General features: G+C 31.7%; 22 protein-coding genes and 5 tRNA genes. 22 read left to right on the plus strand and 5 right to left on the minus strand.

Annotated elements, in window-relative coordinates:
* On the minus strand, nucleotides 1-543 hold a 543-nt coding region (gene yaaA, locus CAMP18498_RS07030; RefSeq protein ID WP_337198152.1), incomplete at its 3' end, for a peroxide stress protein YaaA.
* A 91-nt stretch (nucleotides 544-634) separates the two neighbouring features.
* On the opposite strand from yaaA, the gene CAMP18498_RS07035 reads away from it, so the two are divergent.
* The 20 genes from CAMP18498_RS07035 (at nucleotide 635) to fusA (ending at nucleotide 18174) form a co-directional block, all read left to right on the plus strand.
* Nucleotides 635-710: transfer RNA gene (locus CAMP18498_RS07035), tRNA-Thr, on the plus strand.
* Nucleotides 711-757: 47 nt separating this feature from the next.
* Nucleotides 758-843: transfer RNA gene (locus CAMP18498_RS07040), tRNA-Tyr, on the plus strand.
* A gap of 7 nt (nucleotides 844-850) precedes the next feature.
* A tRNA-Gly gene (locus CAMP18498_RS07045) sits at nucleotides 851-927 on the plus strand.
* Nucleotides 928-1032: 105 nt separating this feature from the next.
* Nucleotides 1033-1107, plus strand: a tRNA-Thr gene (locus tag CAMP18498_RS07050).
* A 65-nt stretch (nucleotides 1108-1172) separates the two neighbouring features.
* Complete coding sequence (tuf, locus tag CAMP18498_RS07055) at nucleotides 1173-2372, plus strand: elongation factor Tu (protein WP_039668122.1); 1200 nt, start codon at nucleotides 1173-1175, stop codon at nucleotides 2370-2372.
* Between the two features lie 39 nt (nucleotides 2373-2411).
* A complete protein-coding gene (rpmG, locus tag CAMP18498_RS07060; protein WP_012661178.1) occupies nucleotides 2412-2570 on the plus strand; it encodes a 50S ribosomal protein L33 in 159 nt (52 codons plus the stop codon).
* 21 nt (nucleotides 2571-2591) lie between these two features.
* Nucleotides 2592-2667 (plus strand) — tRNA-Trp (locus CAMP18498_RS07065).
* 16 nt (nucleotides 2668-2683) lie between these two features.
* Entirely contained in the window at nucleotides 2684-2866 is a 183-nt protein-coding gene (gene secE, locus CAMP18498_RS07070; protein ID WP_012661179.1) for a preprotein translocase subunit SecE, read from the plus strand.
* A gap of 4 nt (nucleotides 2867-2870) precedes the next feature.
* Nucleotides 2871-3401, plus strand: coding sequence for a transcription termination/antitermination protein NusG (nusG, locus tag CAMP18498_RS07075; RefSeq protein WP_012661180.1), 531 nt, complete (start codon nucleotides 2871-2873; stop codon nucleotides 3399-3401).
* 27 nt (nucleotides 3402-3428) lie between these two features.
* On the plus strand, nucleotides 3429-3854 hold the full coding sequence (gene rplK / locus CAMP18498_RS07080) for a 50S ribosomal protein L11 (protein WP_039649450.1): 426 nt from the start codon (nucleotides 3429-3431) through the stop codon (nucleotides 3852-3854).
* Between the two features lie 63 nt (nucleotides 3855-3917).
* A complete protein-coding gene (rplA, locus tag CAMP18498_RS07085; protein WP_337198153.1) occupies nucleotides 3918-4619 on the plus strand; it encodes a 50S ribosomal protein L1 in 702 nt (233 codons plus the stop codon).
* 154 nt (nucleotides 4620-4773) lie between these two features.
* Nucleotides 4774-5253 (plus strand): 50S ribosomal protein L10, encoded by a 480-nt coding sequence (rplJ, locus tag CAMP18498_RS07090; protein WP_337198154.1) that lies wholly within the window; start codon nucleotides 4774-4776, stop codon nucleotides 5251-5253.
* A gap of 19 nt (nucleotides 5254-5272) precedes the next feature.
* A complete protein-coding gene (gene rplL / locus CAMP18498_RS07095; protein WP_263694980.1) occupies nucleotides 5273-5650 on the plus strand; it encodes a 50S ribosomal protein L7/L12 in 378 nt (125 codons plus the stop codon).
* A 96-nt stretch (nucleotides 5651-5746) separates the two neighbouring features.
* Nucleotides 5747-9880, plus strand: coding sequence for a DNA-directed RNA polymerase subunit beta (rpoB, locus tag CAMP18498_RS07100; RefSeq protein WP_337198155.1), 4134 nt, complete (start codon nucleotides 5747-5749; stop codon nucleotides 9878-9880).
* Complete coding sequence (gene rpoC / locus CAMP18498_RS07105; protein WP_337198156.1) at nucleotides 9873-14426, plus strand: DNA-directed RNA polymerase subunit beta'; 4554 nt, start codon at nucleotides 9873-9875, stop codon at nucleotides 14424-14426. Before rpoB ends, rpoC begins: the two co-directional genes overlap by 8 nt.
* A 42-nt stretch (nucleotides 14427-14468) precedes the next feature.
* Complete coding sequence (locus tag CAMP18498_RS07110) at nucleotides 14469-14816, plus strand: CatA-like O-acetyltransferase (protein WP_337198157.1); 348 nt, start codon at nucleotides 14469-14471, stop codon at nucleotides 14814-14816.
* Nucleotides 14794-15102 carry a CatA-like O-acetyltransferase gene (locus CAMP18498_RS07115; RefSeq protein ID WP_337198158.1) on the plus strand — a complete coding sequence of 103 codons (309 nt, stop codon included), beginning with the start codon at nucleotides 14794-14796 and terminating at the stop codon, nucleotides 15100-15102. The genes CAMP18498_RS07110 and CAMP18498_RS07115 overlap by 23 nt, the downstream gene beginning before the upstream one ends.
* Nucleotides 15103-15164: 62 nt before the next feature.
* Nucleotides 15165-15548 (plus strand): 30S ribosomal protein S12, encoded by a 384-nt coding sequence (gene rpsL / locus CAMP18498_RS07120; protein ID WP_012661187.1) that lies wholly within the window; start codon nucleotides 15165-15167, stop codon nucleotides 15546-15548.
* Nucleotides 15549-15615: 67 nt separating this feature from the next.
* On the plus strand, nucleotides 15616-16086 hold the full coding sequence (rpsG, locus tag CAMP18498_RS07125; protein ID WP_012661188.1) for a 30S ribosomal protein S7: 471 nt from the start codon (nucleotides 15616-15618) through the stop codon (nucleotides 16084-16086).
* Nucleotides 16087-16098: 12 nt separating this feature from the next.
* Nucleotides 16099-18174, plus strand: a complete 2076-nt coding sequence (fusA, locus tag CAMP18498_RS07130; RefSeq protein ID WP_337198159.1) for an elongation factor G — start codon at nucleotides 16099-16101, stop codon at nucleotides 18172-18174.
* 32 nt (nucleotides 18175-18206) lie between these two features.
* Here fusA and CAMP18498_RS07135 read toward each other — a convergent pair whose 3' ends face one another.
* The 4 genes from CAMP18498_RS07135 to putP form a co-directional block, all read right to left on the minus strand.
* Nucleotides 18207-18689 carry a pyridoxamine 5'-phosphate oxidase family protein gene (locus CAMP18498_RS07135; RefSeq protein WP_337198160.1) on the minus strand — a complete coding sequence of 161 codons (483 nt, stop codon included), beginning with the start codon at nucleotides 18687-18689 and terminating at the stop codon, nucleotides 18207-18209.
* A gap of 64 nt (nucleotides 18690-18753) precedes the next feature.
* Nucleotides 18754-20124 (minus strand): hemolysin family protein, encoded by a 1371-nt coding sequence (locus tag CAMP18498_RS07140; protein ID WP_263677912.1) that lies wholly within the window; start codon nucleotides 20122-20124, stop codon nucleotides 18754-18756.
* A 78-nt stretch (nucleotides 20125-20202) separates the two neighbouring features.
* Nucleotides 20203-21183: a putative transporter gene (locus tag CAMP18498_RS07145; RefSeq protein WP_337198161.1), complete on the minus strand. Its 981-nt coding sequence runs from the start codon at nucleotides 21181-21183 to the stop codon at nucleotides 20203-20205.
* A complete protein-coding gene (gene putP, locus CAMP18498_RS07150) occupies nucleotides 21184-22662 on the minus strand; it encodes a sodium/proline symporter PutP (RefSeq protein ID WP_337198162.1) in 1479 nt (492 codons plus the stop codon). It lies immediately after the preceding gene.
* A gap of 135 nt (nucleotides 22663-22797) precedes the next feature.
* On the opposite strand from putP, the gene CAMP18498_RS07155 reads away from it, so the two are divergent.
* Both CAMP18498_RS07155 and modB read left to right on the plus strand, forming a co-directional pair.
* Nucleotides 22798-24003 (plus strand): saccharopine dehydrogenase family protein, encoded by a 1206-nt coding sequence (locus CAMP18498_RS07155; protein WP_337198163.1) that lies wholly within the window; start codon nucleotides 22798-22800, stop codon nucleotides 24001-24003.
* 35 nt (nucleotides 24004-24038) lie between these two features.
* Nucleotides 24039-24716, plus strand: coding sequence for a molybdate ABC transporter permease subunit (modB, locus tag CAMP18498_RS07160; protein ID WP_337198164.1), 678 nt, complete (start codon nucleotides 24039-24041; stop codon nucleotides 24714-24716).
* Nucleotides 24717-24976 lie beyond the last annotated feature (260 nt).

Genomic DNA, 24976 nt, shown 5'->3' on the forward strand with positions numbered 1-24976 from the left:
AATAAAGGGTTGTTTAAGGGTATAAAATTTTTCATAAAATTTGGCTCTAAGATCGATTATTAATTCATTTTCTAAAAAATCATCAATCTCACTGGAAAAATTTTCTTTATAAAATTTTTCTATATTAAAATCTTTGATTTTCTCTCCTTGTTTTAATTTATAATAAGGTATTAAATCTTTTGCTAAAATAGGACCAAAAAGATTTGAAAATATTAATACATTTTCATCTATATATTTTTTAGCTATTTCATCTAAATTCTCATAATCTAAATATTCAAAAGCAACACCATTGTATCTTTGAACCGCTTTAGTTGTATCTTTTTTTAATATATCTTGGCTAAGATTATATAGTTCATCTTTGTCTTTGATACCAAAAAATTTTTCAAGAACATTTTCGTCACATTCTTTAATAAATTTTTTGTATTTAGCAATTACTTCAAGTCTTTTATCGTATAACTTGTTAAATATGAATGATTTTTCATTTAAACAACTATGTGTATTTATTTTACTTTTTCCCTCACTAGGTGAAAATAAAATTTTCATAATAAATCCTTTATTTTTTAAAAATTATACAAAATTATTTAAAACACTTGACATTAATTTAAAATTACATTATAATTCAACTTTATTTTTTGCTGGTTTAGCTCAGTTGGTAGAGCAGCTGCCTTGTAAGCAGCAGGTCGGGGGTTCAAGTCCCTTAACCAGCTCCATTGTTAATAGCAGTGTTTGACCAGAAATAAAAAGCATTATTATTCATGGTGAGTTACTCAAGTGGCCAACGAGGGCAGACTGTAAATCTGCTGGCTTTCGCCTTCCGTGGTTCGAATCCACGACTCACCACCATTGCTTTGCGGGAGTAGCTCAGTTGGCTAGAGCATCAGCCTTCCAAGCTGAGGGTCGCGGGTTCGAGTCCCGTTTCCCGCTCCAACCTGATTTTGGTAGAGTGAAACTGGGAGCTGTTTTTAAATTCAGAATTTCTAGCAGTTTCAAATTTCCAAAATTTTATAGTTTATGTTTTTAATTTTTCTGAGCGCTCGTATGGCTCAGAGGTAGAGCACTCCCTTGGTAAGGGAGAGGTCGCGGGTTCAAGTCCCGCTATGAGCTCCATTGATTTCAAAAGATTATAAAACATAAATTAGTATTTGTTTGTAAATTTTATATGGAGGAAAAAGATGGCTAAAGAAAAATTTTCACGTAATAAGCCTCACGTAAATATTGGTACTATTGGTCACGTTGACCACGGTAAAACTACTTTAACAGCTGCTATCTCTGCTGTTCTTTCAAGAAGAGGTTTGGCTGAGCTTAAAGATTATGATAATATCGATAACGCTCCTGAAGAAAAAGAGCGTGGTATTACTATTGCTACTTCTCACATTGAGTATGAAACAGAAAATCGTCACTATGCTCACGTAGATTGCCCAGGTCACGCTGACTATGTTAAAAACATGATTACTGGTGCTGCTCAAATGGACGGTGCTATTCTTGTTGTTTCTGCAGCAGACGGCCCAATGCCACAAACTAGAGAGCACATCTTACTTTCTCGTCAAGTAGGTGTACCATATATTGTTGTTTTCATGAACAAAGCTGATATGGTTGATGATGCTGAGTTATTAGAATTAGTTGAAATGGAAATTAGAGAATTATTAAGCTCTTATGATTTCCCAGGAGATGATACTCCGATTATTTCAGGTTCAGCTTTACAAGCTCTTGAAGAAGCAAAAGCTGGACAAGATGGTGAATGGTCTAAAAAAATCTTAGATCTTATGGCGGCAGTTGATGAGTATATTCCAACTCCAGCTCGTGATACAGATAAAGATTTCTTAATGCCTATCGAAGATGTATTCTCAATTTCAGGTCGTGGTACGGTTGTTACTGGTAGAATTGAAAAAGGTATTGTTAAAGTTGGTGATACTATTGAAATCGTTGGTATTAGAGAAACACAAAGCACTACAGTAACTGGTGTTGAAATGTTTAGAAAAGAAATGGATCAAGGTGAAGCAGGAGATAACGTTGGTGTTCTTCTTCGTGGGACTAAAAAAGAAGATGTTCTTCGTGGTATGGTTCTTGCTAAACCTAAATCAATCACTCCTCATACTGATTTTGAAGCAGAAGTTTATATTTTAAATAAAGATGAAGGTGGACGCCATACTCCATTCTTTAATAACTATAGACCACAATTTTATGTAAGAACAACTGATGTTACTGGTTCTATCCAACTTGCAGAAGGCGTTGAAATGGTTATGCCAGGCGATAATGTTAGAATTACTGTAAGTCTTATTGCACCAGTTGCGCTTGAAGAAGGTACTCGTTTTGCTATCCGTGAAGGTGGCCGTACTGTTGGTTCAGGTGTTGTTTCTAAAATTATTAAATAATTATAAGCGAGATTTAATCTCGCTTTTTAAGGAATAAAAATGAGAATTAAAGTTGGTTTAAAATGTGAAGAGTGCGGTGATATTAATTATAGCACTTTTAAAAATAGTAAAAATACAACTGAAAAGTTAGAATTAAAAAAATATTGCCCAAGATTGAAAAAACATACAATTCATAAAGAAGTTAAATTAAAAAGTTAAGGCTTTTATAAAAAAGCCCTTAGGGCAATAGCTCCAACGGTAGAGCGCCGGATTCCAAATCCGATGGTTGGGGGTTCGAATCCCTCTTGCCCTGCCACAAAATAAGGTAAAATATGGAAAAACTAATAACTTATTTTAAATTGTCAAAAGCTGAATTAGGAAAAGTAATTTGGCCTTTGAAAGAGCAAGTTAGAAATGCTTATATTACAGTTTTTGTAGTTGTTACTGTTGTTTCATTATTTTTAGCATTAGTTGATTTGATTATGTCATTTTCATTATCTAAGATTATAGGATAGAAAAATGAATCATAAATGGTATGCAATTCAAACTTATGCAGGTAGTGAGATGGCTGTAAAAAGAGCCATAGAAAATTTAGTTAGAGATCATGGAATTCAAGAGCAATTATTAGAAGTAATTGTTCCAACTGAAGATGTGATTGAATTTAAAAATGGTAAAGAAAAAATAAGCGAAAGAAGTTTATATTCAGGCTATGTATTTGCTAATATAGACTTATCAACAGAGCTTTGGCATAAAATTCAGTCTTTACCAAAGGTTGGTCGTTTCATAGGTGAAAGTAAAAAACCAACCCCATTAAGTGAAAAAGATATCAATCTTATTTTAGAAAAGGTGAAAAATAAAGCAGCACCTAAGCCTAAAATTTCATTTGATAAAGAAGAAAGTGTAAGAATAACTGAAGGTCCTTTTGCAAACTTTGTTGGTATTGTAGAGGAATATGATATGGTTAGAGGCGTTTTAAAGTTAAATGTTTCTATATTTGGTAGATCAACTCCAGTAGAAATCTTATACTCTCAAGTTGAAAAAATAGTTTGATTATATAGTAAGTAAAGGAGAAAGGTTATGGCTAAAAAAGTCGTAGGAGAAATTAAATTACAAATAGCTGCTACTAAGGCTAATCCATCACCTCCAGTTGGTCCTGCTTTAGGCCAACAAGGTGTTAATATTATGGAATTTTGTAAGGCATTTAATGAAAGAACAAAAGATATGGCTGGTTTTAATATTCCAGTTGTTATTACTGTTTATGCAGATAAAAGCTTTACATTTATAACAAAACAACCACCAGCTACAGATTTAATTAAAAAAGCTGCAGGTATTTCTAAAGGTACAGATAACCCTTTAAAAAATAAAGTAGGTAAATTAACTAAAGCACAAGTTTTAGAAATTGTAGATAAAAAAATCGCTGATATGAATACAAAAGATAGAGAGCAAGCTGCTAAAATTATCATGGGTTCTGCTCGTTCTATGGGTGTTGAAATCGTAGATTAATACTCTTTACCGCCAAGAGTTTAAAAAGGCGGTAGCACTTTATATAAAATGCGGAGAAAATTGATGTCTAAAAATATTAAAAGATTTACAGAATTATTAAAAAAAATAGATTCAAATAAAAACTATTTAATGGATGAGGCAATAAGCACAGTAAAAACTCTTGCTTCTGCTAAATTTGATGAAACAGTTGAAATTGCTTTAAAATTAAATGTTGATCCAAGGCATGCAGATCAAATGGTAAGAGGTAGTGTTGTTTTACCTTGCGGTACAGGTAAAAAAGTTCGTGTTGCTGTTATTGCAAAAGATGCAAAAGCTGATGAAGCGAAAAATGCAGGTGCTGATATAGTTGGTAGCGATGATTTAGTAGAAGAAATTCAAAAAGGTAATATGAATTTTGATGTTTTAATTGCTACACCAAATTTAATGGGTCTAGTAGGTAAAGTAGGTCGTATTTTAGGGCCTAAAGGTTTGATGCCAAATCCTAAAACAGGTACAGTAACAATGGATGTTGCTCAAGCTGTTAATAATGCTAAAAATGGACAAGTTAATTTCCGTGTTGATAAACAAGGAAACATCCATGCAGGTTTGGGTAAAGTTAGTTTTACTCAAGAACAATTAAAAGAAAATATGACAGCATTTGTAAAAGCTATTAATAAACATAAACCAGCTGCTGCAAAAGGAAGATATATTAAAAATGCTAGTCTTTCTTTGACTATGAGTCCTTCTCTTTCTCTTGATGCTCAAGAATTACTTGATACAAAATAAAATTAATGAGAGTTTTTCTCTCATTAATAAAAATTAGATAAGATAATAACTTTTATTTTATCTAATTTTTATCTTAGATTGGAGATAGCCGAGGTCTTAGGACTTAATTAGATTTTCTGCTCTGCTTGAAATCACCGGTCGGAAAGGAGTAAAGATGACTAAAAGCCAAAAAATTGAACTTGTTTCTAAGCTTGAAGAGGGTTTTAAGGTTAGTGAGGCTGTTGTAGTTTGTAATTACAAAGGTTTAAACACTAAAAAACTTGAAGAGTTAAGAAATAATGCGAGAGAAATGGATGTTAAAGTTCAAATTATTAAAAATACTTTAGCAAGTATTGCTCTTAAAAATGCCGGCAAAGATAGAATGGAACTTAAAGATACAAATATTTATCTTTGGGGTGAAGACCAATTAAATGTTTCAAAAGTTGCTGATAAATTTAGCGAAGCTAATCAAACATTTGAAATCAAAACCGCATTTATTGATGGTGAAGTTGCTTCAGTAGACAAAGTTAAAGCTTTAGCTAAAATGCCTTCTCGCAATGAATTGCTTGCTATGCTTTTGCAAGTTTGGAATGCACCAATCACCAATTTTACAATTGGATTAAATGCATTAAAAGAAAAAAAAGAAGCTGAATAAAATTTAAAAAGGATAAAAAATGGCAATTACTAAAGAAGATGTATTAGAATTTATTTCTAACCTAAGTGTTCTTGAACTTTCAGAATTAGTAAAAGAATTTGAAGAAAAATTTGGTGTTTCTGCTGCTCCAGTTATGGTTGCAGGTGCTGCTGTTGCAGGTGCTGCAGGTGCTGCTGCTGAAGAAAAAACTGAATTTGACATCGTATTACAAGATGGTGGCGATAAAAAAATCAATGTAATTAAAGTTGTTCGTGCTTTAACTGGTCTTGGACTAAAAGAAGCAAAAGATGCAGTTGAGCAAACTCCATCAGTTCTTAAAGAAGGTGTTAGCAAAGCTGAAGCCGAAGAAGCTAAAAAACAACTTGAAGAAGCTGGCGCTAAGGTTGAGCTTAAATAATTTTTTTTGTTTTAAAAGAAAGGATTTTATGTCCTTTCTTGTTTTCCTTTAATTAGGATTCTTTCTTTCAATACTTTTACCATGGGGTATAATAATATGTTAAATTCACAATCAGGAAATCGTTTAAGAATAGACTTCTCGAATGTTCCACAACAAATAGACATTCCAAATTTATTACAATTACAAAAGAAAAGTTTTGATTATTTTTTAAACATAGATGCTAAAAATTCAGAAAGTGGAATTGAAAAAGTATTTAAATCTATTTTTCCAATTCATGATCCACAAAATAGATTAAGTTTAGAATATGTAAGTAGTGAAGTAGGTAAACCTAAGTACACTATTAGAGAGTGCATGGAAAGGGGTTTGACTTATTCTGTAAATTTAAAAATGAAAATCCGTTTAACTTTACATGAAAAAGATGAAAAAACGGGTGAAAAAATTGGTATAAAAGATATTAAAGAACAAGAAATTTATATTAGAGAAATTCCTTTAATGACAGATAGAATTTCTTTTATTATTAATGGAGTAGAAAGGGTTGTAGTAAATCAACTTCATAGAAGTCCGGGTGTTATATTTAAAGAAGAAGAAAGTTCTACTGTTGCAAATAAATTAGTATATACAGCCCAAATCATACCAGATCGTGGCTCTTGGCTTTATTTTGAATATGATGCTAAAGATGTGCTTTATGTGCGTATCAATAAAAGAAGAAAAGTGCCTATTACAATTTTATTTAGAGCACTCGGTTATAAAAAACAAGACATTATAAAATTATTTTATCCTATACAAACTATTCATATTAAAAAAGATAAATTTTTAACAGAGTTTAATCCAAATGACTTTTTAGATAGAGTTGAGTATGATTTAAAAGATGAAAAAGGCAATGTAATTCATCAAGCTGGTAAAAGAATGACAAAGAAAAAGGCCGAACAGCTTGTAAAAGATGGGGTTAAATGGGTTGAATATCCAGTTGAAATTTTAACAAATAGATATTTAGCTAATCCTATTATTAATAAAGAAACTGGTGAGGTTTTATTTGATTCTTTAACGCTATTAGATGAGGGAAAACTAGCAAAAATTAAAGAGGAAAAGCAGTTTGATATTGCAAACGATTTAGCTAATGGAGTAGATGCTGCTATTATTAATTCTTTTATTCAAGATAATGAAACTTTAAAATTATTAAAACAAACAGAAAATATAGAAGATGAAAATGATTTAGCAGCTATTAGAATTTATAAAGTGATGAGACCAGGTGAGCCTGTAGTAAAAGATGCTGCAAAAGCTTTTGTGAATGATTTATTTTTCAATCCTGAAAGATATGATCTAACAAAAGTTGGTCGTATGAAAATGAACCATAAATTAGGTTTAGATACGCCTGAATACGTTACAGTTTTAACTAATGAAGATATAGTAAAAACTGCAAAATATTTAATTAAAGTAAAAAATGGTAGAGGCCATATCGATGATAGAGATCACTTGGGTAATCGTCGTATTAGATCAATCGGAGAGCTTTTGGCGAATGAACTTCATGTAGGTCTTGCTAAAATGCAAAAATCTATTAGAGATAAATTTACGGCTTTAAATGCAGATATTGACAAAGTAATGCCTTATGATTTGATCAATCCTAAGACAATTACTGTAACTATTATGGAATTTTTTACCGGTGGTCAATTATCTCAATTTATGGATCAAACAAACCCATTGAGTGAAGTAACTCACAAGCGTCGTTTGTCTGCACTTGGTGAGGGTGGTTTAGTAAAAGAAAGAGCAGGATTTGAGGTGCGTGATGTCCATGCAACGCATTATGGAAGAATTTGTCCTGTTGAAACCCCAGAAGGTCAAAATATCGGTTTGATTAATACACTTTCAACTTATGCTAAAGTAAATGATTTGGGTTTTGTTGAAGCACCTTATAAGAAAGTAGAAAATGGTAAAGTAAGCAATGAAATCGTTTATTTAACCGCTACTCAAGAAGAAGGTTTAGTGATCGCAGCAGCTTCAACTAAAATTGATGAAAAAGGTAATATTGTTGAAGAATTTGTTGAAGCAAGGCAAGATGGTGAAACAATCTTAGCAAGAAGAGAAGAAGTGCATTTGATTGACCTTTGTTCGGGTATGATAGTAGGGGTTGCAGCATCTTTAATTCCATTCTTAGAGCATGATGATGCAAACAGAGCTTTGATGGGTTCAAACATGCAACGTCAAGCAGTGCCTTTACTAACCGCACAAGCACCTATAGTAGGTACTGGTATGGAAAAAATCATTGCGCGTGATGCTTGGGAAGCTATTAAAGCTAAAAGAGCAGGGATTGTAGAAAAAGTTGATAATAAAAATATTTTCATTTTGGGTGAAGATGAAAATGGACCATTTATTGATCATTATAAAATGGAAAAAAATCTAAGAACTAACCAAAATACAACTTTTATTCAACATCCGATTGTAAAAAAAGGTGAATTTGTTCAAGCAGATCAAATCATTGCAGATGGTCCAAGTATGGATCAAGGCGAACTTGCTATTGGTAAAAATGCTTTAATCGCATTTATGCCATGGCATGGGTATAACTATGAAGATGCTATTGTAATTAGTGAGAAAATTTTACGTGAAGATGCTTTTACTAGTGTTCATATTTATGAAAAAGAAGTAGAAGCAAGAGAACTTAAAGATGGCGTAGAAGAAATTACAAAAGATATTCCAAATGTAAAAGAAGAGGATTTAGCACATCTTGATGAGAGTGGTATTGCTAAAATAGGAACTCATATTAAGCCTGGTATGATTTTAGTGGGTAAAGTTTCACCTAAAGGTGAAGTAAAACCTACACCTGAAGAAAGACTATTAAGAGCTATTTTTGGCGAAAAAGCAGGACATGTTGTAAATAAATCTTTATATGCAACTGCTTCACTAGAAGGTGTTGTTGTAGATGTGAAAATCTTTACTAAAAAAGGTTATGAAAAAGATGTACGCGCTATAAAAGCTTATGATGATGAAAAATTAAACCTTGAAAAAGAACATCATGATAGACTTTTAATGATGGATAGAGAAGAAACTTTAAGAGTTTGTTCTTTGCTTTCTAAGTCGCCTTTAAATTCAGATGAAGAAATAAATGGTGTTAAATATAAAAAAGGTTCCAAAGTAGAAATTACAGAATTAGAAAAAATCAATCGTTTTGCATTAAATTCTTTAGTTAAAGCTTATTCTAAAGAAGTGCAAAAAGAATACGATGATTTAAAAAACCATTTCCAAAATGAGAAGAAAAAGCTTAAAACAGAGCATGATGAAAAATTAGAAATTTTAGAAAAAGATGATATTTTACCAAGTGGGGTAGTGAAACTTGTTAAAGTATATATCGCGACTAAGAGAAAATTAAAAGTTGGAGATAAAATGGCAGGACGCCATGGAAATAAAGGTATTGTATCTAATATCGTTCCAGAAGTTGATATGCCATATTTACCTGATGGAAGACCTATTGATATAGCTTTAAATCCTCTAGGGGTTCCAAGCCGTATGAACATAGGACAAATTCTTGAAAGTCACTTAGGGATTGTTGGTATGAGACTAGGTGATCAAATTCAAGAAATTTTTGATAGAAAACAAAAAGATTTTGTAAAAGAATTGCGTGAAAAAATTCTTGAAATTTGTAGTGTATCTAGACTTGAATTAGAAAAGAAATTTGTGCAAACTTTAAATGATGAGCAACTTATTTCTTATGCTAGAGATTGGGCTAAAGGAGTAAAATTTGCTACTCCTGTATTTGAAGGTGTAACGGTTGAAGAATTTGGTAAGCTTTTTGAAATGGCTAAAATAGCTATGGATGGAAAAAGCGAACTTTATGATGGAAGAACTGGTGAAAAAATGGCAGAGCGTGTACATGTTGGATGTATGTATATGCTTAAATTACACCACTTAGTAGATGAAAAAGTTCACGCAAGAAGTACTGGACCTTATAGTCTTGTAACACAACAACCAGTTGGTGGTAAGGCTTTATTTGGTGGACAAAGATTTGGTGAGATGGAGGTTTGGGCTCTTGAAGCTTATGGAGCAGCTCATACTTTAAGAGAAATGTTAACCATAAAATCTGATGATGTTGAAGGTAGATTTAGTGCTTATAAAGCTTTAACAAAAGGTGAGAATGTTCCAGCAACAGGTATTCCAGAAACATTCTTTGTACTTACAAATGAATTAAAATCTCTTGCTTTAGATGTTGAGATTTTTGATAAGGATGAGAATAATGAGTAAATTTAAACCTATCGAAATAAAAGAAGATGGCAGACCTAGAGACTTTGAAGCTTTTCAATTAAGACTTGCAAGTCCTGAAAAAATCAAATCATGGTCTTATGGGGAAGTAAAAAAACCAGAAACGATTAATTATAGAACCTTAAAGCCTGAAAGAGACGGGCTTTTTTGTGCTAAAATTTTTGGACCAGTAAGAGATTATGAGTGTCTTTGTGGTAAGTATAAAAAAATGCGTTTTAAGGGCATTAAGTGTGAAAAATGTGGTGTTGAAGTTACTAGTTCTAAAGTGCGTCGTTCAAGAATGGGGCATATTGAGCTAGTTACCCCGGTAGCACATATATGGTATGTAAACTCTTTACCAAGTCGTATCGGTACTTTGCTTGGTGTAAAGATGAAAGACTTAGAACGCGTATTGTATTATGAAGCATATATAGTAGAAAATCCAGGTGATGCATACTATGATAATGAAAATACTAAAAAAGTTGAATTTTGTGATGTATTAAATGAAGAGCAATATTTAAATTTAATGCAGCGCTATGAAAGTAGTGGATTTAAAGCTAGAATGGGCGGTGAAGTTGTTAGAGATTTACTAGCAAATTTAGATCTTGTCGAGCTTTTAAATAAACTAAAAGAAGATATTGCAGCAACTAATTCAGAAGCAAAGAAAAAAACTATCATTAAACGTTTAAAAGTGGTAGAAAATTTCTTAAATAGCAATTTAAATAGCAATACAAATATTGATGAAGTGGTACCTAATCGTCCTGAGTGGATGATGATTACAAATTTACCTGTATTACCACCTGATTTAAGACCTTTAGTAGCTTTAGATGGTGGAAAATTTGCAGTTTCTGATGTGAATGATTTATACAGAAGAGTTATTAATAGAAATACACGTTTAAAAAGACTTATGGAACTTGATGCACCTGAAATCATCATTAGAAATGAAAAAAGAATGCTTCAAGAAGCAGTTGATGCTTTATTTGATAATGGTAGAAGAGCAAATGCGGTTAAAGGTGCAAATAAACGTCCATTAAAATCTTTAAGTGAAATCATCAAAGGAAAACAAGGTCGTTTCAGACAAAATCTACTTGGTAAAAGGGTGGATTTTTCAGGTCGTAGTGTTATTGTTGTTGGGCCAAAACTTAGAATGGATCAATGTGGTTTACCTAAAAAAATGGCTTTAGAATTATTTAAGCCACACTTATTAGCTAAACTTGAAGAAAAAGGTTATGCAACTACCGTAAAACAAGCTAAAAAAATGATAGAAAACAAAACTAATGAGGTTTGGGAGTGCTTAGAAGAGGTTGTTAAAGGTCATCCTGTAATGCTTAACCGTGCTCCAACCTTGCATAAGCTTTCCATCCAAGCTTTCCATCCGGTTCTTGTAGAGGGTAAAGCAATTCAACTTCATCCATTAGTATGTGCAGCGTTTAATGCTGACTTTGACGGGGACCAAATGGCTGTGCATGTGCCTTTATCTCAAGAAGCAATAGCTGAATGTAAAGTATTAATGCTCTCATCTATGAATATCTTGCTTCCAGCAAGTGGTCGTTCTGTGACTGTGCCTTCTCAAGATATGGTTTTGGGGATTTATTATCTATCTTTAGAAAAAGATGGTGCTAAGGGTGAGCATAAAATTTGCACAGGTATTGAAGAGGTTATGATTGCCCTAGAAGCAAAATCTTTAGATATTCATGCAAGTATTAGAAGTGTGGTTGATGGTAGAAAAATCACTACGACTGCGGGAAGATTGATTATTAAGTCTATCTTACCTGATTTTGTTCCTGAAAATATGTGGAATAAAGTCATGAAGAAAAAAGATATTGCAGCTTTGGTCGATTATGTATATAAAGAAGGTGGCCTTGAAGTAAGTGCTAGCTTTTTAGATAAATTAAAAGATCTTGGTTTTGAATATGCAACAAAAGCGGGTATTTCTATTTCAATTGCTGATATTATTGTGCCTGATCAAAAGCAAAAAAGTATAGAAGAAGCTAAAAAACAAGTAAGAGAAATCCAAAATTCATATAATTTAGGTTTGATTACTTCAGGCGAAAGATATAATAAGATTATTGATATTTGGAAAAGCACTAATAATATCTTATCAAAAGATATGATGGAATTGATTAAAAAAGACAAAGAAGGGTTTAACTCTATTTATATGATGGCAGATTCTGGTGCTAGGGGTTCAGCAGCTCAAATTTCACAGCTTGCTGCGATGAGGGGTCTTATGGCTAAACCTGATGGCTCTATTATTGAAACACCGATTATTTCAAACTTCCGTGAGGGACTTAACGTTCTTGAATATTTCATTTCAACTCACGGTGCTAGAAAAGGTCTTGCAGATACAGCGTTAAAAACAGCAAATGCAGGTTATTTGACAAGAAAACTTATCGATGTGGCACAAAATGTAAAAGTTACAATGGAAGATTGTGGTGCACATGAGGGTGTTGAGATTAATGAAATTACTGCAGATGGTGTTGTGATTGAAACCTTAGAAGAAAGAATTTTAGGAAGAGTTTTAGCTGAAAATATTATTGATTCTATTACCAATGAGATTTTATTCTCAGAAGGTACTTTAGTAGATGAGGAAAAAGCTAGAATTATTGTTGAAAGTGGAGTAAAGAGTGTAAGCATTAGAACTCCTATTACTTGTAAAGCTAAAAAAGGAGTTTGTTCTAAATGTTATGGTATTAATCTAGGCGAAGGAAAATTAGTTAAACCAGGTGAGGCTGTAGGTATTATATCTGCTCAATCAATCGGTGAGCCAGGAACACAGCTTACGCTGAGAACTTTCCACAGCGGTGGTACTGCTAGTACAGATTTACAAGATCGTCAAGTGGTAGCACATAAAGAAGGTTTTGTAAGATTTTATAATCTTAATACCTATGAAGATAGACAAGGTAAAACTATAGTGGCTAATCACCGCAATGCTGCTATTTTACTTGTGGAGCCAAAAATCAAAGCTCCATTTAAAGGAACTATCTATATTGAGCATGTATATGAGGATGTGGTGGTTAGCGTTAAAGCAAAAAACAATGAAGCTAAATTTATATTAAGAAAATATGACTTAGCAAAAGCTAATGAGCTTGCGGGTGTAAGTGGTAATATTGAAGGTAAATTATATATTCCATATAGCGATGGTGCTGAAGTAGCTGAAAATGAAAGTATTGTAGAAGTAATCAAAGAAGGTTGGAATATACCAAATCGTATTCCTTATGCGAGTGAATTGCTAGTAAAAGATGGAGATCCTATCACTCAAGATATTATAGCTGGCGCAAAAGGTACTTTGAAGTTTTATATGCTTAAAGGGGATGGTTTAGATAGAATTAGAAATCTAAAAAAAGGTGATGTAGTTAAAGAAAAAGGTGTTTTTGTTGTTATTGCCGATGAAAATGATAGAGAAGCAAAAAGACATTATATACCAAGAGAATCTGTGATTGAATTTGACGATAGCACTTTTGTGGATAATCCTAAAACCATTATAGCAAAATCAAGTAAAGAAGATAAAACCATTATTGCTGAATGGGATGCATATAACAATACTGTAATTGCAGAAGTTGCAGGTACAATTAATTTTGAAGATATTGAGTCAGGTTATAGCGCTGATGAGCAAATTGATGAAGCAACGGGTAAAAGATCGCTTGTTATTAATGAGTATTTACCAAGTGGAGTGCGTCCTGCATTGTTAATTATAGGCGAAAATGACAAAGTAGTGCGTTATCAACTAGAGCCAAAAACTGTTATTTATGTAAATGATGGCGATAAGGTTAAGCGAGCTGATATCCTAGCTAAAACACCAAAGGCAGCAGCTAAGTCAAAAGATATTACTGGAGGTCTTCCAAGGGTATCTGAATTATTTGAAGCAAGAAAGCCAAAAAATACCGCTGTTGTGGCTGAAATTGATGGGGTTGTTAGATTTGATAAACCTTTAAGATCAAAAGAAAGAATCATCATTCAAGCAGAAGATGGAAGTAGTGCAGAGTATTTGATAGATAAATCAAAACGTATTCAAGTAAGAGATGGTGAATTTATCCATGCGGGTGAGAAATTAACCGATGGAGTTATTTCAAGCCATGATGTGCTTAGAATTTTAGGTGAAAAAGCATTGCATTATTATCTTATTTCTGAAATTCAGCAAGTTTATCGTGGTCAAGGTGTTGTGATTTCTGATAAGCATATTGAAATCATCGTATCACAAATGCTAAGACAAGTAAAAATTGTTGATAGTGGACATACTAATTTCATTGTAGGTGATTTGGTTTCAAGAAGAAAATTCAGAGAAGAAAATGAAAGAATTTTGAGATATGGCGGTGAACCTGCTGTGGCTGAACCTGTATTGCTTGGGGTTACAAGAGCAGCTATTGGAAGTGATAGTGTGATTTCAGCTGCTTCATTCCAAGAAACAACAAAAGTTTTAACAGAAGCAAGTATTGCAGGCAAATTTGACTATCTTGAAGATCTAAAAGAAAATGTAATCTTAGGTCGTATGATTCCTGTTGGTACAGGTCTTTATGGAGATCAAAATTTAAAGCTTAAGCAACAAAATTAATTTTCAATCCTAGCAATTTTGCTAGGATTTTTAAAGTATTTTATGTTTAAAATAATTGATTTAGAACAATATAAAAGAAAAGAGTATTTTAACTTTTATACTCAAAATATCCTTTGCTCGTTTGAAATTACTGTTAAATTAGATATTAGTTCTTTTTATTATTTTATTAAAAACAATAATTATGAATTATATCCTTGTTTTATCCACACTATTAGTAAAAGTATAAACGCTTTTGATAATTTTAAATTTAGTTTAGATCAAAACAAACAGCTGATATGTTATGATGTTATCCATCCTTCTTATACTATTTTTCATAAGGACTCTAAAACTTTTTCTGTTCTTTGGACTTTCTATAAAGCAAATTTAAATGATTTTTTTATCTTTATATGAAGAGGATAAACAATTATTAAAAAGCAATAAAAATATGTTTTTAAAAGAACCCATAGATAATCTTTTTAATATTTCTGCTATTCCTTGGATAGCTTTTGAGAATTTTTCTTTACACTTGCCAAAAAAAGAGCAATATTTCTTTCCTATTATAACAAGTGGAAAGATTATAAAAGAAAATAAAAAATTTATCATTCCTTTTAGTATTAATGTTAATCATGCCAGTAATGATGCTTATCACATTTATTTGTTTTTAGAAAAACTCCAAGAAAACTTTAATAGTTTATAATTTTATAAGTAAACTTTAGATATTATCCAAAGTTTATTATTTTATTAATGAAAGGAATTACTGTGCCAACCATAAATCAATTGGTTAGAAAAGAGCGCAAAAAAGTTTTAGAAAAATCTAAATCGCCAGCGCTTAAAAATTGCCCACAAAGAAGGGGAGTTTGTACTAGGGTTTATACAACAACTCCTAAAAAACCAAACTCAGCATTAAGAAAAGTTGCCAAAGTAAGACTTACAAGTGGCTTTGAAGTTATTAGTTATATCGGTGGTGAAGGTCACAACCTACAAGAACACAGCATTGTTTTAGTGCGTGGTGGTAGGGTAAAAGACTTACCAGGTGTTAAGTATCACATTGTTCGTGGTGCCTTAGATACTGCAGGTGTTGCAAAAAGAACCGTTTCTCGTTCTAAATATGGTGCAAAACGCCCTAAAGCAGCAGCTAAGTAATAAGATTGCAGACAAATCCGTTAGATTTGATTTTGTTTGAGTAAAATTATAAATTTGAAGGAAAATTATGAGAAGAAGAAAAGCTCCGGTAAGAGAGGTCTTGCCAGATCCGATTTATGGAAACAAAGTAATCACAAAATTCATTAATTCTTTAATGTATGATGGTAAAAAAAGCACGGCTACGACTATTATGTATGGTGCTTTAGAAGCTATCGATAAAAAAGGCGGAGAAAAAAAAGGCATAGAAATTTTTAATGATGCTATTGAAAATATCAAGCCTTTATTAGAAGTTAAATCTCGTCGTGTTGGTGGTGCTACTTATCAAGTTCCAGTAGAAGTACGCCCAGCTAGACAACAAGCTTTAGCTATAAGATGGATTATTTCTTTTGCTAGAAAAAGAAGCGAGAGAACTATGATTGAAAAATTAGCAGCAGAATTATTAGACGCAGCTAATAGTAAAGGTGCTTCATTCAAGAAGAAAGAAGATACTTATAAAATGGCAGAAGCTAATAAAGCATTTGCTCATTATCGCTGGTAAGAGGAGTAAAACATGTCAAGAAGCACTCCTTTAAAAAGAGTTAGAAATATAGGTATTGCAGCTCACATTGATGCTGGTAAAACAACTACTAGTGAAAGAATTCTTTTCTTTACAGGTATGAGTCATAAAATTGGCGAAGTACATGATGGTGCAGCTACAATGGACTGGATGGAACAAGAAAAAGAAAGAGGTATTACAATTACTTCTGCTGCTACAACTTGTTTTTGGAAAAATCACCAAATAAACCTTATAGACACTCCAGGCCACGTTGACTTTACAATCGAAGTTGAAAGATCAATGCGTGTTTTAGATGGTGCTGTTGCAGTATTTTGTTCAGTAGGTGGAGTTCAACCACAATCAGAAACTGTTTGGAGACAAGCTAATAAATACGGTGTTCCAAGAATTGTTTTTGTAAATAAAATGGATAGAATTGGTGCAAATTTCTTTAATGTAGAAGAGCAAATTAAAAATCGCTTAAAAGGCAACCCAGTTCCACTTCAAATTCCAATTGGTGCTGAAGATAATTTCAAAGGCGTGATTGATCTTATCACCATGAAAGCTTTAGTATGGGAAGATGAAAGCAAACCAACCGATTATGTAGAAAAAGAAATTCCAGCTGAGCTTAAAGAAAAAGCTGAAGAATATCGTGTAAAAATGATAGAAGCTGTTTCTGAAACAAGCGATGAATTAATGGAAAAATATTTAGGTGGTGAAGAGCTTACTCAAGAAGAAATCAAAGCAGGTATTAAAGCAGGATGTTTAAGTCTTTCTATGGTTCCTATGCTTTGTGGTACAGCTTTTAAAAACAAAGGTGTTCAACCATTGCTTGATGCTGTTGTTGCTTATTTACCAGCTCCTGATGAAGTTGCTAATATCAAAGGTGAGTATGAAGATGGTACAGAAGTTTCTGTAAAATCAACTGATGATGGTGAATTTGCAGGTCTTGCATTTAAAATTATGACTGACCCATTTGTTGGACAATTAACTTTCGTTCGTGTATATAGAGGAAGTTTAGAAAGTGGTTCTTATGCATATAATTCAACAAAAGATAAAAAAGAAAGAATTGGTCGTCTTTTAAAAATGCACTCTAATAAAAGAGAAGAGATTAAAACTTTATATGCAGGAGAAATTGGAGCAGTTGTTGGTCTTAAAGACACACTAACTGGTGATACCTTAGCAAGTGAAAAAGATAAAGTTATTTTAGAGAGAATGGATTTTCCAGATCCTGTTATTTCAGTTGCTGTTGAGCCTAAAACAAAAGCAGATCAAGAAAAAATGTCTATTGCTTTAAATAAATTAGCTCAAGAAGATCCAAGCTTTAGAGTTTCTACAGATGAAGAAAGTGGTCAAACCATCATTTCAGGTATGGGTGAGCTTCACTTAGAAATCATTGTTGATAGAATGCTTCGTGAGTTTAAAGTTGAAGCAGAAGTTGGTCAACCTCAAGTTGCTTACCGTGAAACTATTAGAAAGACAGTTGAGCAAGAATACAAATACGCTAAACAATCAGGTGGTCGTGGTCAGTATGGTCATGTATTCTTAAGACTTGAGCCGCTTGAGCCAGGTAGTGGATATGAATTTATAAATGATATCAAAGGTGGGGTAATTCCAAAAGAATATATTCCAGCGGTTGATAAAGGTATACAAGAAGCATTACAAAACGGTGTTTTAGCAGGATACCCTGTTGAAGATGTTAAAGTAACTGTTTATGATGGAAGTTACCACGAAGTAGATTCTTCTGAAATGGCATTTAAACTTGCAGCTTCTATGGGCTTTAAAGAAGGTGCTAGAAAAGCAGGTGCTGTAATCTTAGAACCTATGATGAAAGTTGAAGTTGAAACTCCAGAAGAATATATGGGTGATGTTATTGGTGATTTAAATAAACGTCGTGGCCAAGTAAATTCAATGGATGAAAGGGGTGGTAATAAAATTATTACAGCATTTTGTCCTTTGGCTGAGATGTTTGGTTACTCAACCGATCTTAGAAGTCAAACTCAAGGCCGTGCTACTTATTCTATGGAATTTGATCACTATGATGAAGTTCCAAAAAATGTTTCTGAAGAGATCATTAAAAAAAGAAATGGTTAATCTATCAAGATGAGCAATAAGCTCATCTTGAATTATTTATGTCCTTTTGAATTAATTAAATTAATTACTCCTTCATTAATTTCATATGCTTTTCCAAAACTTTTAACATATCTTCCATTTTTCAGTATAAGTTGAAATAAATGAAAATCTTTCATATTTTTAATGACTTGAATCACTTCTTTATTGTTTTCATTTTCATAAGTATTTAATACTTGCTCAAAGAGTTGATTATCTCTTGTTATTTCTATACATTCTATTCTAAATTTAAGTCTTTTTCTTGCAAAGATTGACATGCAATCTTTTTCATCTTCTATAAACATAATTTCTATGTTTTTATTATTGTGTTTTACTCCTTCAAAATGCTCAGCAATTTCACTAATATAAATATAAAAGTCATTTTTAATTTTTATAATAGGTGCGTATGAGCATATTGTTTGATTGTTTAAATTTAAAGAAGATATCATAATACTTTTGCATTCTTGCATAAATTGATTAATTTCATCATGTAATTGCATATATTTTCCTTGTAGATTAGAATGGATAAGATTGAGGACTATATGAGAGTAAAAGAAGAGTTTATTACTCTTCTTCATCAGTATTTTTGCGTACAACTTTAATGCGTTCTATACTATTTCCATCCATCTTTTTGACTTCATAGTAGCAGAATTCATCTTCTATTCTATCTCCAACTACCGGTAAGCGTCCTAAGAGATTGAAAACATATCCACCTATAGTGACTTGCTCTAGTTCTTCATTAAAGCGTATATCAAGCATTTCTTCTACTTCACTAATTTCATACCTTCCTTGAAATTCATAGATATTTTCTGCAAGTTTTTTAAAATGTGGACTAGAATCGTCATGCTCATCGTTAATATCTCCAACGATTTCCTCCATAATATCTTCCATGGTTAAAAGTCCAGCTGTACCACCATATTCATCCACTACTAATGCGGTGTGTACTTGTTCTTTATTCATCATGAAAAGAACTTTGGATATGCTAATATTTTCTGGAACTAAGATCATTTTGATTAAAAAATCATCTAAATTTTTCTTATCTTTGCTAAGTTCATTTTGCATGATGTCTCTAATGTGTACCATACCCAAAATGATATCTTTAGAACCATCTATATATGGAAAGCGTGTGTGTTTGTACTGACAAACTATTTGCATATTTTCTTCATAGCTTTTTTGTTTGTTAAGACATATCATATCTTTTCTAGGTGTCATGATTTCTTTTGCTACTGTATCTGAAAAATCAACAGCATTGCGTATGATTTCAGTTTCAAACTCATCCAAAACTCCACCTTTTTGGCTTTCACTCGCAATAAATTTAATTTCTTCTTCAGAGTGGCTTAATTCATGTTCTTTAGCAGGTTTAATACCTATAACTTTTAAAGAAATTGCAGCTAAAAAGTCAAATGTTTTGATAAAAGGTAAGAAAAGTAACCAAAATAAATGCAATGGTCTTGCAACCCATAAAACAGCTTTATCTGCAATAGCGATAGCAACGCTCTTTGGAACTAACTCACCTAATACAACATGTAATAATGTGATAATAGCAAAAGCAATAATAAATGCTATAGTATGGATTAATGCTGGAGCTAAGCCTAAATTTGCCAAAGGAACTTCAAGAATTTTAGCAATAGCAGGTTCACCTATCCAACCAAGAGCAAGAGAGCTTAGTGTAATACCAAGTTGGCAAGCACTTAAATAAGTATCTAGTTTTGAAGTTACTTCTAAAGCTTTTTTTGCATTGCGTTTTTTTTCTTTTACCATTTCTTCAAGTTTTGATCTACGTACTTTAACAATAGCAAATTCAGATAAAACAAAAAATCCATTTAAAAGCACTAAAGCTAATGCAACAAGAATCATAAAAGTAGAATAGCCTACATCAATTGAGGCAACAGCAGGTAATGTTTGATTTAAGTCTAAAGATTGACTGGGGTCCAAAAAAACTCCTTTAATAAATTTTTTGCAAAATTATATCAAATCAAAACTATAAAATTAGCTTAAAATAAATGATATATTTTAAATTAATTTATGTTTTCTATATTCAATATTTTTTTCGAATTCATCTAAACGTTTATAAATGCTACGCAACTGTGTGATAGTTGTCCAGTTAGTAATAAAAATACTAAATGAGGATCTAACTTGATCAAAAGCATTGCCAACTTGTATGATAATTCCAAGTTGTATAAGTCCTAAAAACAAGCTTGGAGCCATGATTAAAAAAGGCACTATAACCATGATTTGCTCAAATAGATAAAGCCATATATTAAAATACCCATAATGCAAAAATAATCTTTTATAATTAATTTTAAGCCCAGTAAATAAACTTAAAATACTTTCATCGCTTGCATAATTTTTTCTATCATCTTCAGCAAAAACAAGTTCTTTTCTAAAAGCAGCTTCGGCTTTTTGATTATTATATTCAAGACCGGGTAATTTAATGCCAACAAACCATGATATAACAAGACCTCCCAAAGAAACCAAAAATGCAATCCATACTAAAGAGCCATTAATATCTTTTAAGATAGGTAAATTAACATGCGCACTTAACATCCATAAGATAGGCACAAAAGCAATTAAGGTCATAATTGCCTTAACAAAAGCCAATCCTAAGCTTTCTATGATTTTTGAAAAATTATAAATATCTTCTTGAATTCTTTGTGAACTACCTTCTATGTTGTCATCTTTTTTTTGCCAAAATTTAATATAATCAAAAGTCATAGCCTCACGCCATTTAAAGGCATAAATACTTCCAAAATATTGTGTGATAGTAGCGATTAATACATAAGGCAATGCTAAATATAAAAACTGTTTAATAAAACGATAAAAGTCATTTATGCTATGATTTTTCGCATCTTGTAAAACATCGTAAAATTCTTTATACCATTCGTTTATTGCAACATTAATGGAAGTTTGAGCGAGTAAAGAAGCTAGTAAAAAAAACAAACCCACATAAGCCCACAATGCCCATTTTTTTGAATAAAAAAAAGATTTAAACATTTAAATTTCTTTTAACATTTTTTCATAGTGTTTTATTGTATGTTTTTTTGCTTTAAAAATTATACTAAAAATCACAATAAAACAACTTGCAACTAAAAATCCAGGAATGATTTCATAAATTGCTATAAAATTTGAACCAAAATGTTTATAAAATATAACAGTTAAAGCCCCACTAACCATTCCAGCTATTGCACCTTCTTTGCTCATATTTTTATAAAATAAAGAAAATAAAATAACACTTCCAAAACTAGCACCAAAACCTGCCCAAGCGTAAGAAACTATATTTAAAATTTGACTTTGAGTATCAAGCGAAAGTATAAAAGCTATGCAAGCAACAGCTAAAACACCTAGTCGCGATAATAAAGTAATGTTTTTATCATTAGTTTTTCTTTTTAAGATTTGTGTATAAAAATCTTGCACCAAGCTAGAAGCGCATACTAGTAGTTGAGAACTCGCAGTGCTCATTATAGCTGCTAAAATCGCACTGAGTAAAATTCCTGCCACCCAAGGATTAAAAAGTACTTGAGACATTACAATAAATATTCTTTCAGGGTCATTTAAAGTAAGATTAAATTTAGCTATATAAGCAATACCTAAAAATCCTATCATAGCAGCACCAAATAAAGAAATTACCATCCAAGTTATGCCTATAAAAGTTGCAGTAGGAATTTCTTTTACATTTTTTATAGAAATAAAGCGGATTAAAATATGAGGTTGACCAAAATAACCAAGCCCCCATGCTAAGGTTGATACTACGACCAACCAACCACCACCATCTAAACCAAAGGCTTGAGGCTTTACATCATTTATAGTAGAAAATGCTTCACCAAAACCACCAAGTTCAAATATCATCACAAAAGGAATGATGATTAATGAACTCATCATTAAAAGTCCTTGTATCATATCAGTCCAACATACGGCTTTATAGCCACCTAAAAAAGTATATAAAACAATAACTAAAAATCCAATACTTAAAGCAAAAATATAAGGTAAATTAAATACACTTTCAAAAAGCTTAGCACCACTTACTAATCCAGCACTAATATAAATAGTAAAAAATACCAAAATGACTACCGCACAAATGCTTCTTAAAATATGTCTATCATCATGAAAGCGACTTTCGAAAAAATCAGGAATTGTAATACATTCTTTGGCTATTTGAGAAAAAATCTTTAATCTTTTAGCAATAAAGGTCCAGTTTAAAAACATACCAAAACTTAAGCCTATGGCTATATAAATTTGCCCTAAGCCGGCTGCATATAAAGCACCAGGAAAAGCCATTAAAAGCCAACTACTCATATCAGAAGCACCTGCACTTAAGGCAGATATTACAGGCCCTATGGAGGCATTACCAACAAAATAATCTTTACTGTTTTGATTTTTTTTGTAAAAATAAAAACCTATAAAAAGCATTAAAAATGCATAGGTAATAAAAGTAATAACAATAGGATAAGAAAGTTCCACACTTTGTAAATTCATAAGTGTCCTTAAAAAATTTAAAAAACTATCATTTTACTTGTTTTGGTTTAAAAAAACATTATAAAAATTATTTTTTATTTCAATGCTTTATAAAGTTTTTTTGTTACAATTTTCTAAAAAATTTAAGGAAAAATAATGAAAAATCTCTTGATTATAGGTGCAGGCGGTGTAAGTCGTGTTGCGACTGTAAAATGTACAATGAATAATGATGTCTTTAGCAAAATAACTCTAGCAAGTAGAACTAAAAGTAAATGTGATGAAATAGTAGCTTTTATAAAAGAGCGTTTGGGTATAGAAATTCAAACTGAGCAAATAGATGCAGATGACACTGCTGCTGTTGTAGAACTTATCAAAAAAACAGGAGCTGAAATTTTACTAAATGTAGCTTTACCTTATCAGGATCTTACCTTAATGGATGCGTGTATTCAAACTAATATCCACTATGTAGATACCGCAAATTATGAACATCCTGATTTAGCTAAATTTGAATATAAAGAACAATGGGCAAGAAATGATAAATTTAAACAAGCAGGAATTTTAGGACTTTTAGGTAGCGGTTTTGATCCAGGTGTTACTAATGTATTTTGTGCTTATGCACAGCAAAATTTGTTTGATGAAATTCATTATATAGATATATTAGATTGCAATGCAGGCGATCATGGCTATGCTTTTGCTACTAATTTTAATCCTGAAATTAACTTAAGAGAAGTTTCTGCTAAAGGTCGTTACTGGGAAAATGGAAAATGGATAGAAACTGAACCTATGGAAATAAAAATGGAGTGGGATTATCCTGAAGTAGGGGTAAAGGATAGCTATTTACTTTATCATGAGGAGCTTGAAAGCTTAGTAAAAAATATCAAAGGTTTGAAAAGAATAAGATTTTTTATGACTTTTGGGCAAAGCTATTTAACTCATATGAAATGTCTTGAAAATGTTGGTATGCTAGGTATTAAGCCTGTTATGCATCAAGGCAAAGAAATAATACCAATAGAATTTTTAAAAACACTACTTCCTGATCCTGCTAGTTTAGGCCCTCGCACTAAAGGTTATACTAATATAGGTTGTGTGATTCGTGGTGTAAAAGATGGAAAAGATAGACAAGTTTATATTTACAATGTTTGTAATCACGAAGAATGCTTTAAAGAAACTGGAGCGCAAGCTGTGAGTTATACTACTGGAGTTCCTGCAATGATAGGAACAAAGTTAATCGCTAAAGGAATTTGGCAAGGAAAAGGTGTGTTTAACATGGAAGAATTTGATGCTAAACCTTTTATGGATGAGTTAAATATCCAAGGACTTCCTTGGAAAATTATAGAAATGGAGCCAAATTTAGGAAAGTAATCTCAAGTCTTTTTTGACTTGAGAAAGTTTCAATAATGACACAATTATTATTAAGTATAGATTGGACACCTTTTTTAGTTTCCATAAAGCTTTCTATTATTACTTGTATAATTTTGTTTTGTTTTTGCATACCTCTTGCTTGGGTTTTTACTTTTAAGCAATTTAGAGCAAAAAAAATTCTAGAAACTATAATAACCTTACCTTTAGTTTTACCACCATCTGTTGTTGGTTTTTACTTATTGATTTTATTTTCAAAATACTCTTTTTTTGGAGAATTTTTAGAAAAACACTTTAATATCACCTTAGCTTTTACCTTTGAAGGTTTGGTGATAGCAAGTTGTATTTATTCTTTACCTTTTATGTTTAATCCTTTATATAATGCAATGTCTATGATTTCTAAAAATATTATAGAGGCTAGTTTTTCTTTAGGAAAAAATTCTTTCATTACACTTTTAAAAGTAATCTTACCTAGTATCAAACCAGCTATACTCAGTGCTTTGGTAATAAGTTTTGCACATACTATGGGTGAGTTTGGTATAGTATTAATGATAGGTGGTTCTTTAAGCGGAGAAACAAAAGTAGCTAGTATTGCTATATATGAAAGTATGGAAAATTTAGATTTTGTCACAGCTCATATTTATAGTCTCATACTTTTAATTTTTAGTTTTATTGTTTTATTAAGTGTGAATCTTCTTAATAAACAAAAAAGATAATCTATTTGTTATCTTTATACATTTTGATATAAATTTATCTAATCATATTTTATCTTTAATTGTTAGTTTTCTCTTTTGTTTTCTTGTTTATTAGCTATATTTAAGATATTGTTTTCATTATATTTGACACAAATTTTCTACATTTTATAACAACTCATATCTCATTTTTTCTAAAAATTTACCACATGTTATAAACCAATATCCACAGCGTTCCCCCCCCCCATATTTCCCTATCACATACCATAACACACTCTATTCCA

Origin of the sequence: Campylobacter sp. W0066.2, from assembly GCF_024723515.1 — a bacterium.
Classification (GTDB): domain Bacteria; phylum Campylobacterota; class Campylobacteria; order Campylobacterales; family Campylobacteraceae; genus Campylobacter_D.

Bases quoted from the DNA above. Each gene is read 5' to 3' on its own strand.
- tuf (WP_039668122.1), top strand. From the start codon at position 1,173: ATGGCTAAAGAAAAATTTTCACGTAATAAGCCTCACGTAAATATTGGT.
- rpmG (WP_012661178.1), top strand. From the start codon at position 2,412: ATGAGAATTAAAGTTGGTTTAAAATGTGAAGAGTGCGGTGATATTAAT.
- secE (WP_012661179.1), top strand. From the start codon at position 2,684: ATGGAAAAACTAATAACTTATTTTAAATTGTCAAAAGCTGAATTAGGA.
- nusG (WP_012661180.1), top strand. From the start codon at position 2,871: ATGAATCATAAATGGTATGCAATTCAAACTTATGCAGGTAGTGAGATG.
- rplK (WP_039649450.1), top strand. From the start codon at position 3,429: ATGGCTAAAAAAGTCGTAGGAGAAATTAAATTACAAATAGCTGCTACT.
- rplA (WP_337198153.1), top strand. From the start codon at position 3,918: ATGTCTAAAAATATTAAAAGATTTACAGAATTATTAAAAAAAATAGAT.
- rplJ (WP_337198154.1), top strand. From the start codon at position 4,774: ATGACTAAAAGCCAAAAAATTGAACTTGTTTCTAAGCTTGAAGAGGGT.
- rplL (WP_263694980.1), top strand. From the start codon at position 5,273: ATGGCAATTACTAAAGAAGATGTATTAGAATTTATTTCTAACCTAAGT.
- rpoB (WP_337198155.1), top strand. From the start codon at position 5,747: ATGTTAAATTCACAATCAGGAAATCGTTTAAGAATAGACTTCTCGAAT.
- rpoC (WP_337198156.1), top strand. From the start codon at position 9,873: ATGAGTAAATTTAAACCTATCGAAATAAAAGAAGATGGCAGACCTAGA.
- CAMP18498_RS07110 (WP_337198157.1), top strand. From the start codon at position 14,469: ATGTTTAAAATAATTGATTTAGAACAATATAAAAGAAAAGAGTATTTT.
- CAMP18498_RS07115 (WP_337198158.1), top strand. From the start codon at position 14,794: ATGATTTTTTTATCTTTATATGAAGAGGATAAACAATTATTAAAAAGC.
- rpsG (WP_012661188.1), top strand. From the start codon at position 15,616: ATGAGAAGAAGAAAAGCTCCGGTAAGAGAGGTCTTGCCAGATCCGATT.
- fusA (WP_337198159.1), top strand. From the start codon at position 16,099: ATGTCAAGAAGCACTCCTTTAAAAAGAGTTAGAAATATAGGTATTGCA.
- CAMP18498_RS07135 (WP_337198160.1), bottom strand. From the start codon at position 18,689: ATGCAATTACATGATGAAATTAATCAATTTATGCAAGAATGCAAAAGT.
- CAMP18498_RS07145 (WP_337198161.1), bottom strand. From the start codon at position 21,183: ATGTTTAAATCTTTTTTTTATTCAAAAAAATGGGCATTGTGGGCTTAT.
- putP (WP_337198162.1), bottom strand. From the start codon at position 22,662: ATGAATTTACAAAGTGTGGAACTTTCTTATCCTATTGTTATTACTTTT.
- CAMP18498_RS07155 (WP_337198163.1), top strand. From the start codon at position 22,798: ATGAAAAATCTCTTGATTATAGGTGCAGGCGGTGTAAGTCGTGTTGCG.
- modB (WP_337198164.1), top strand. From the start codon at position 24,039: ATGACACAATTATTATTAAGTATAGATTGGACACCTTTTTTAGTTTCC.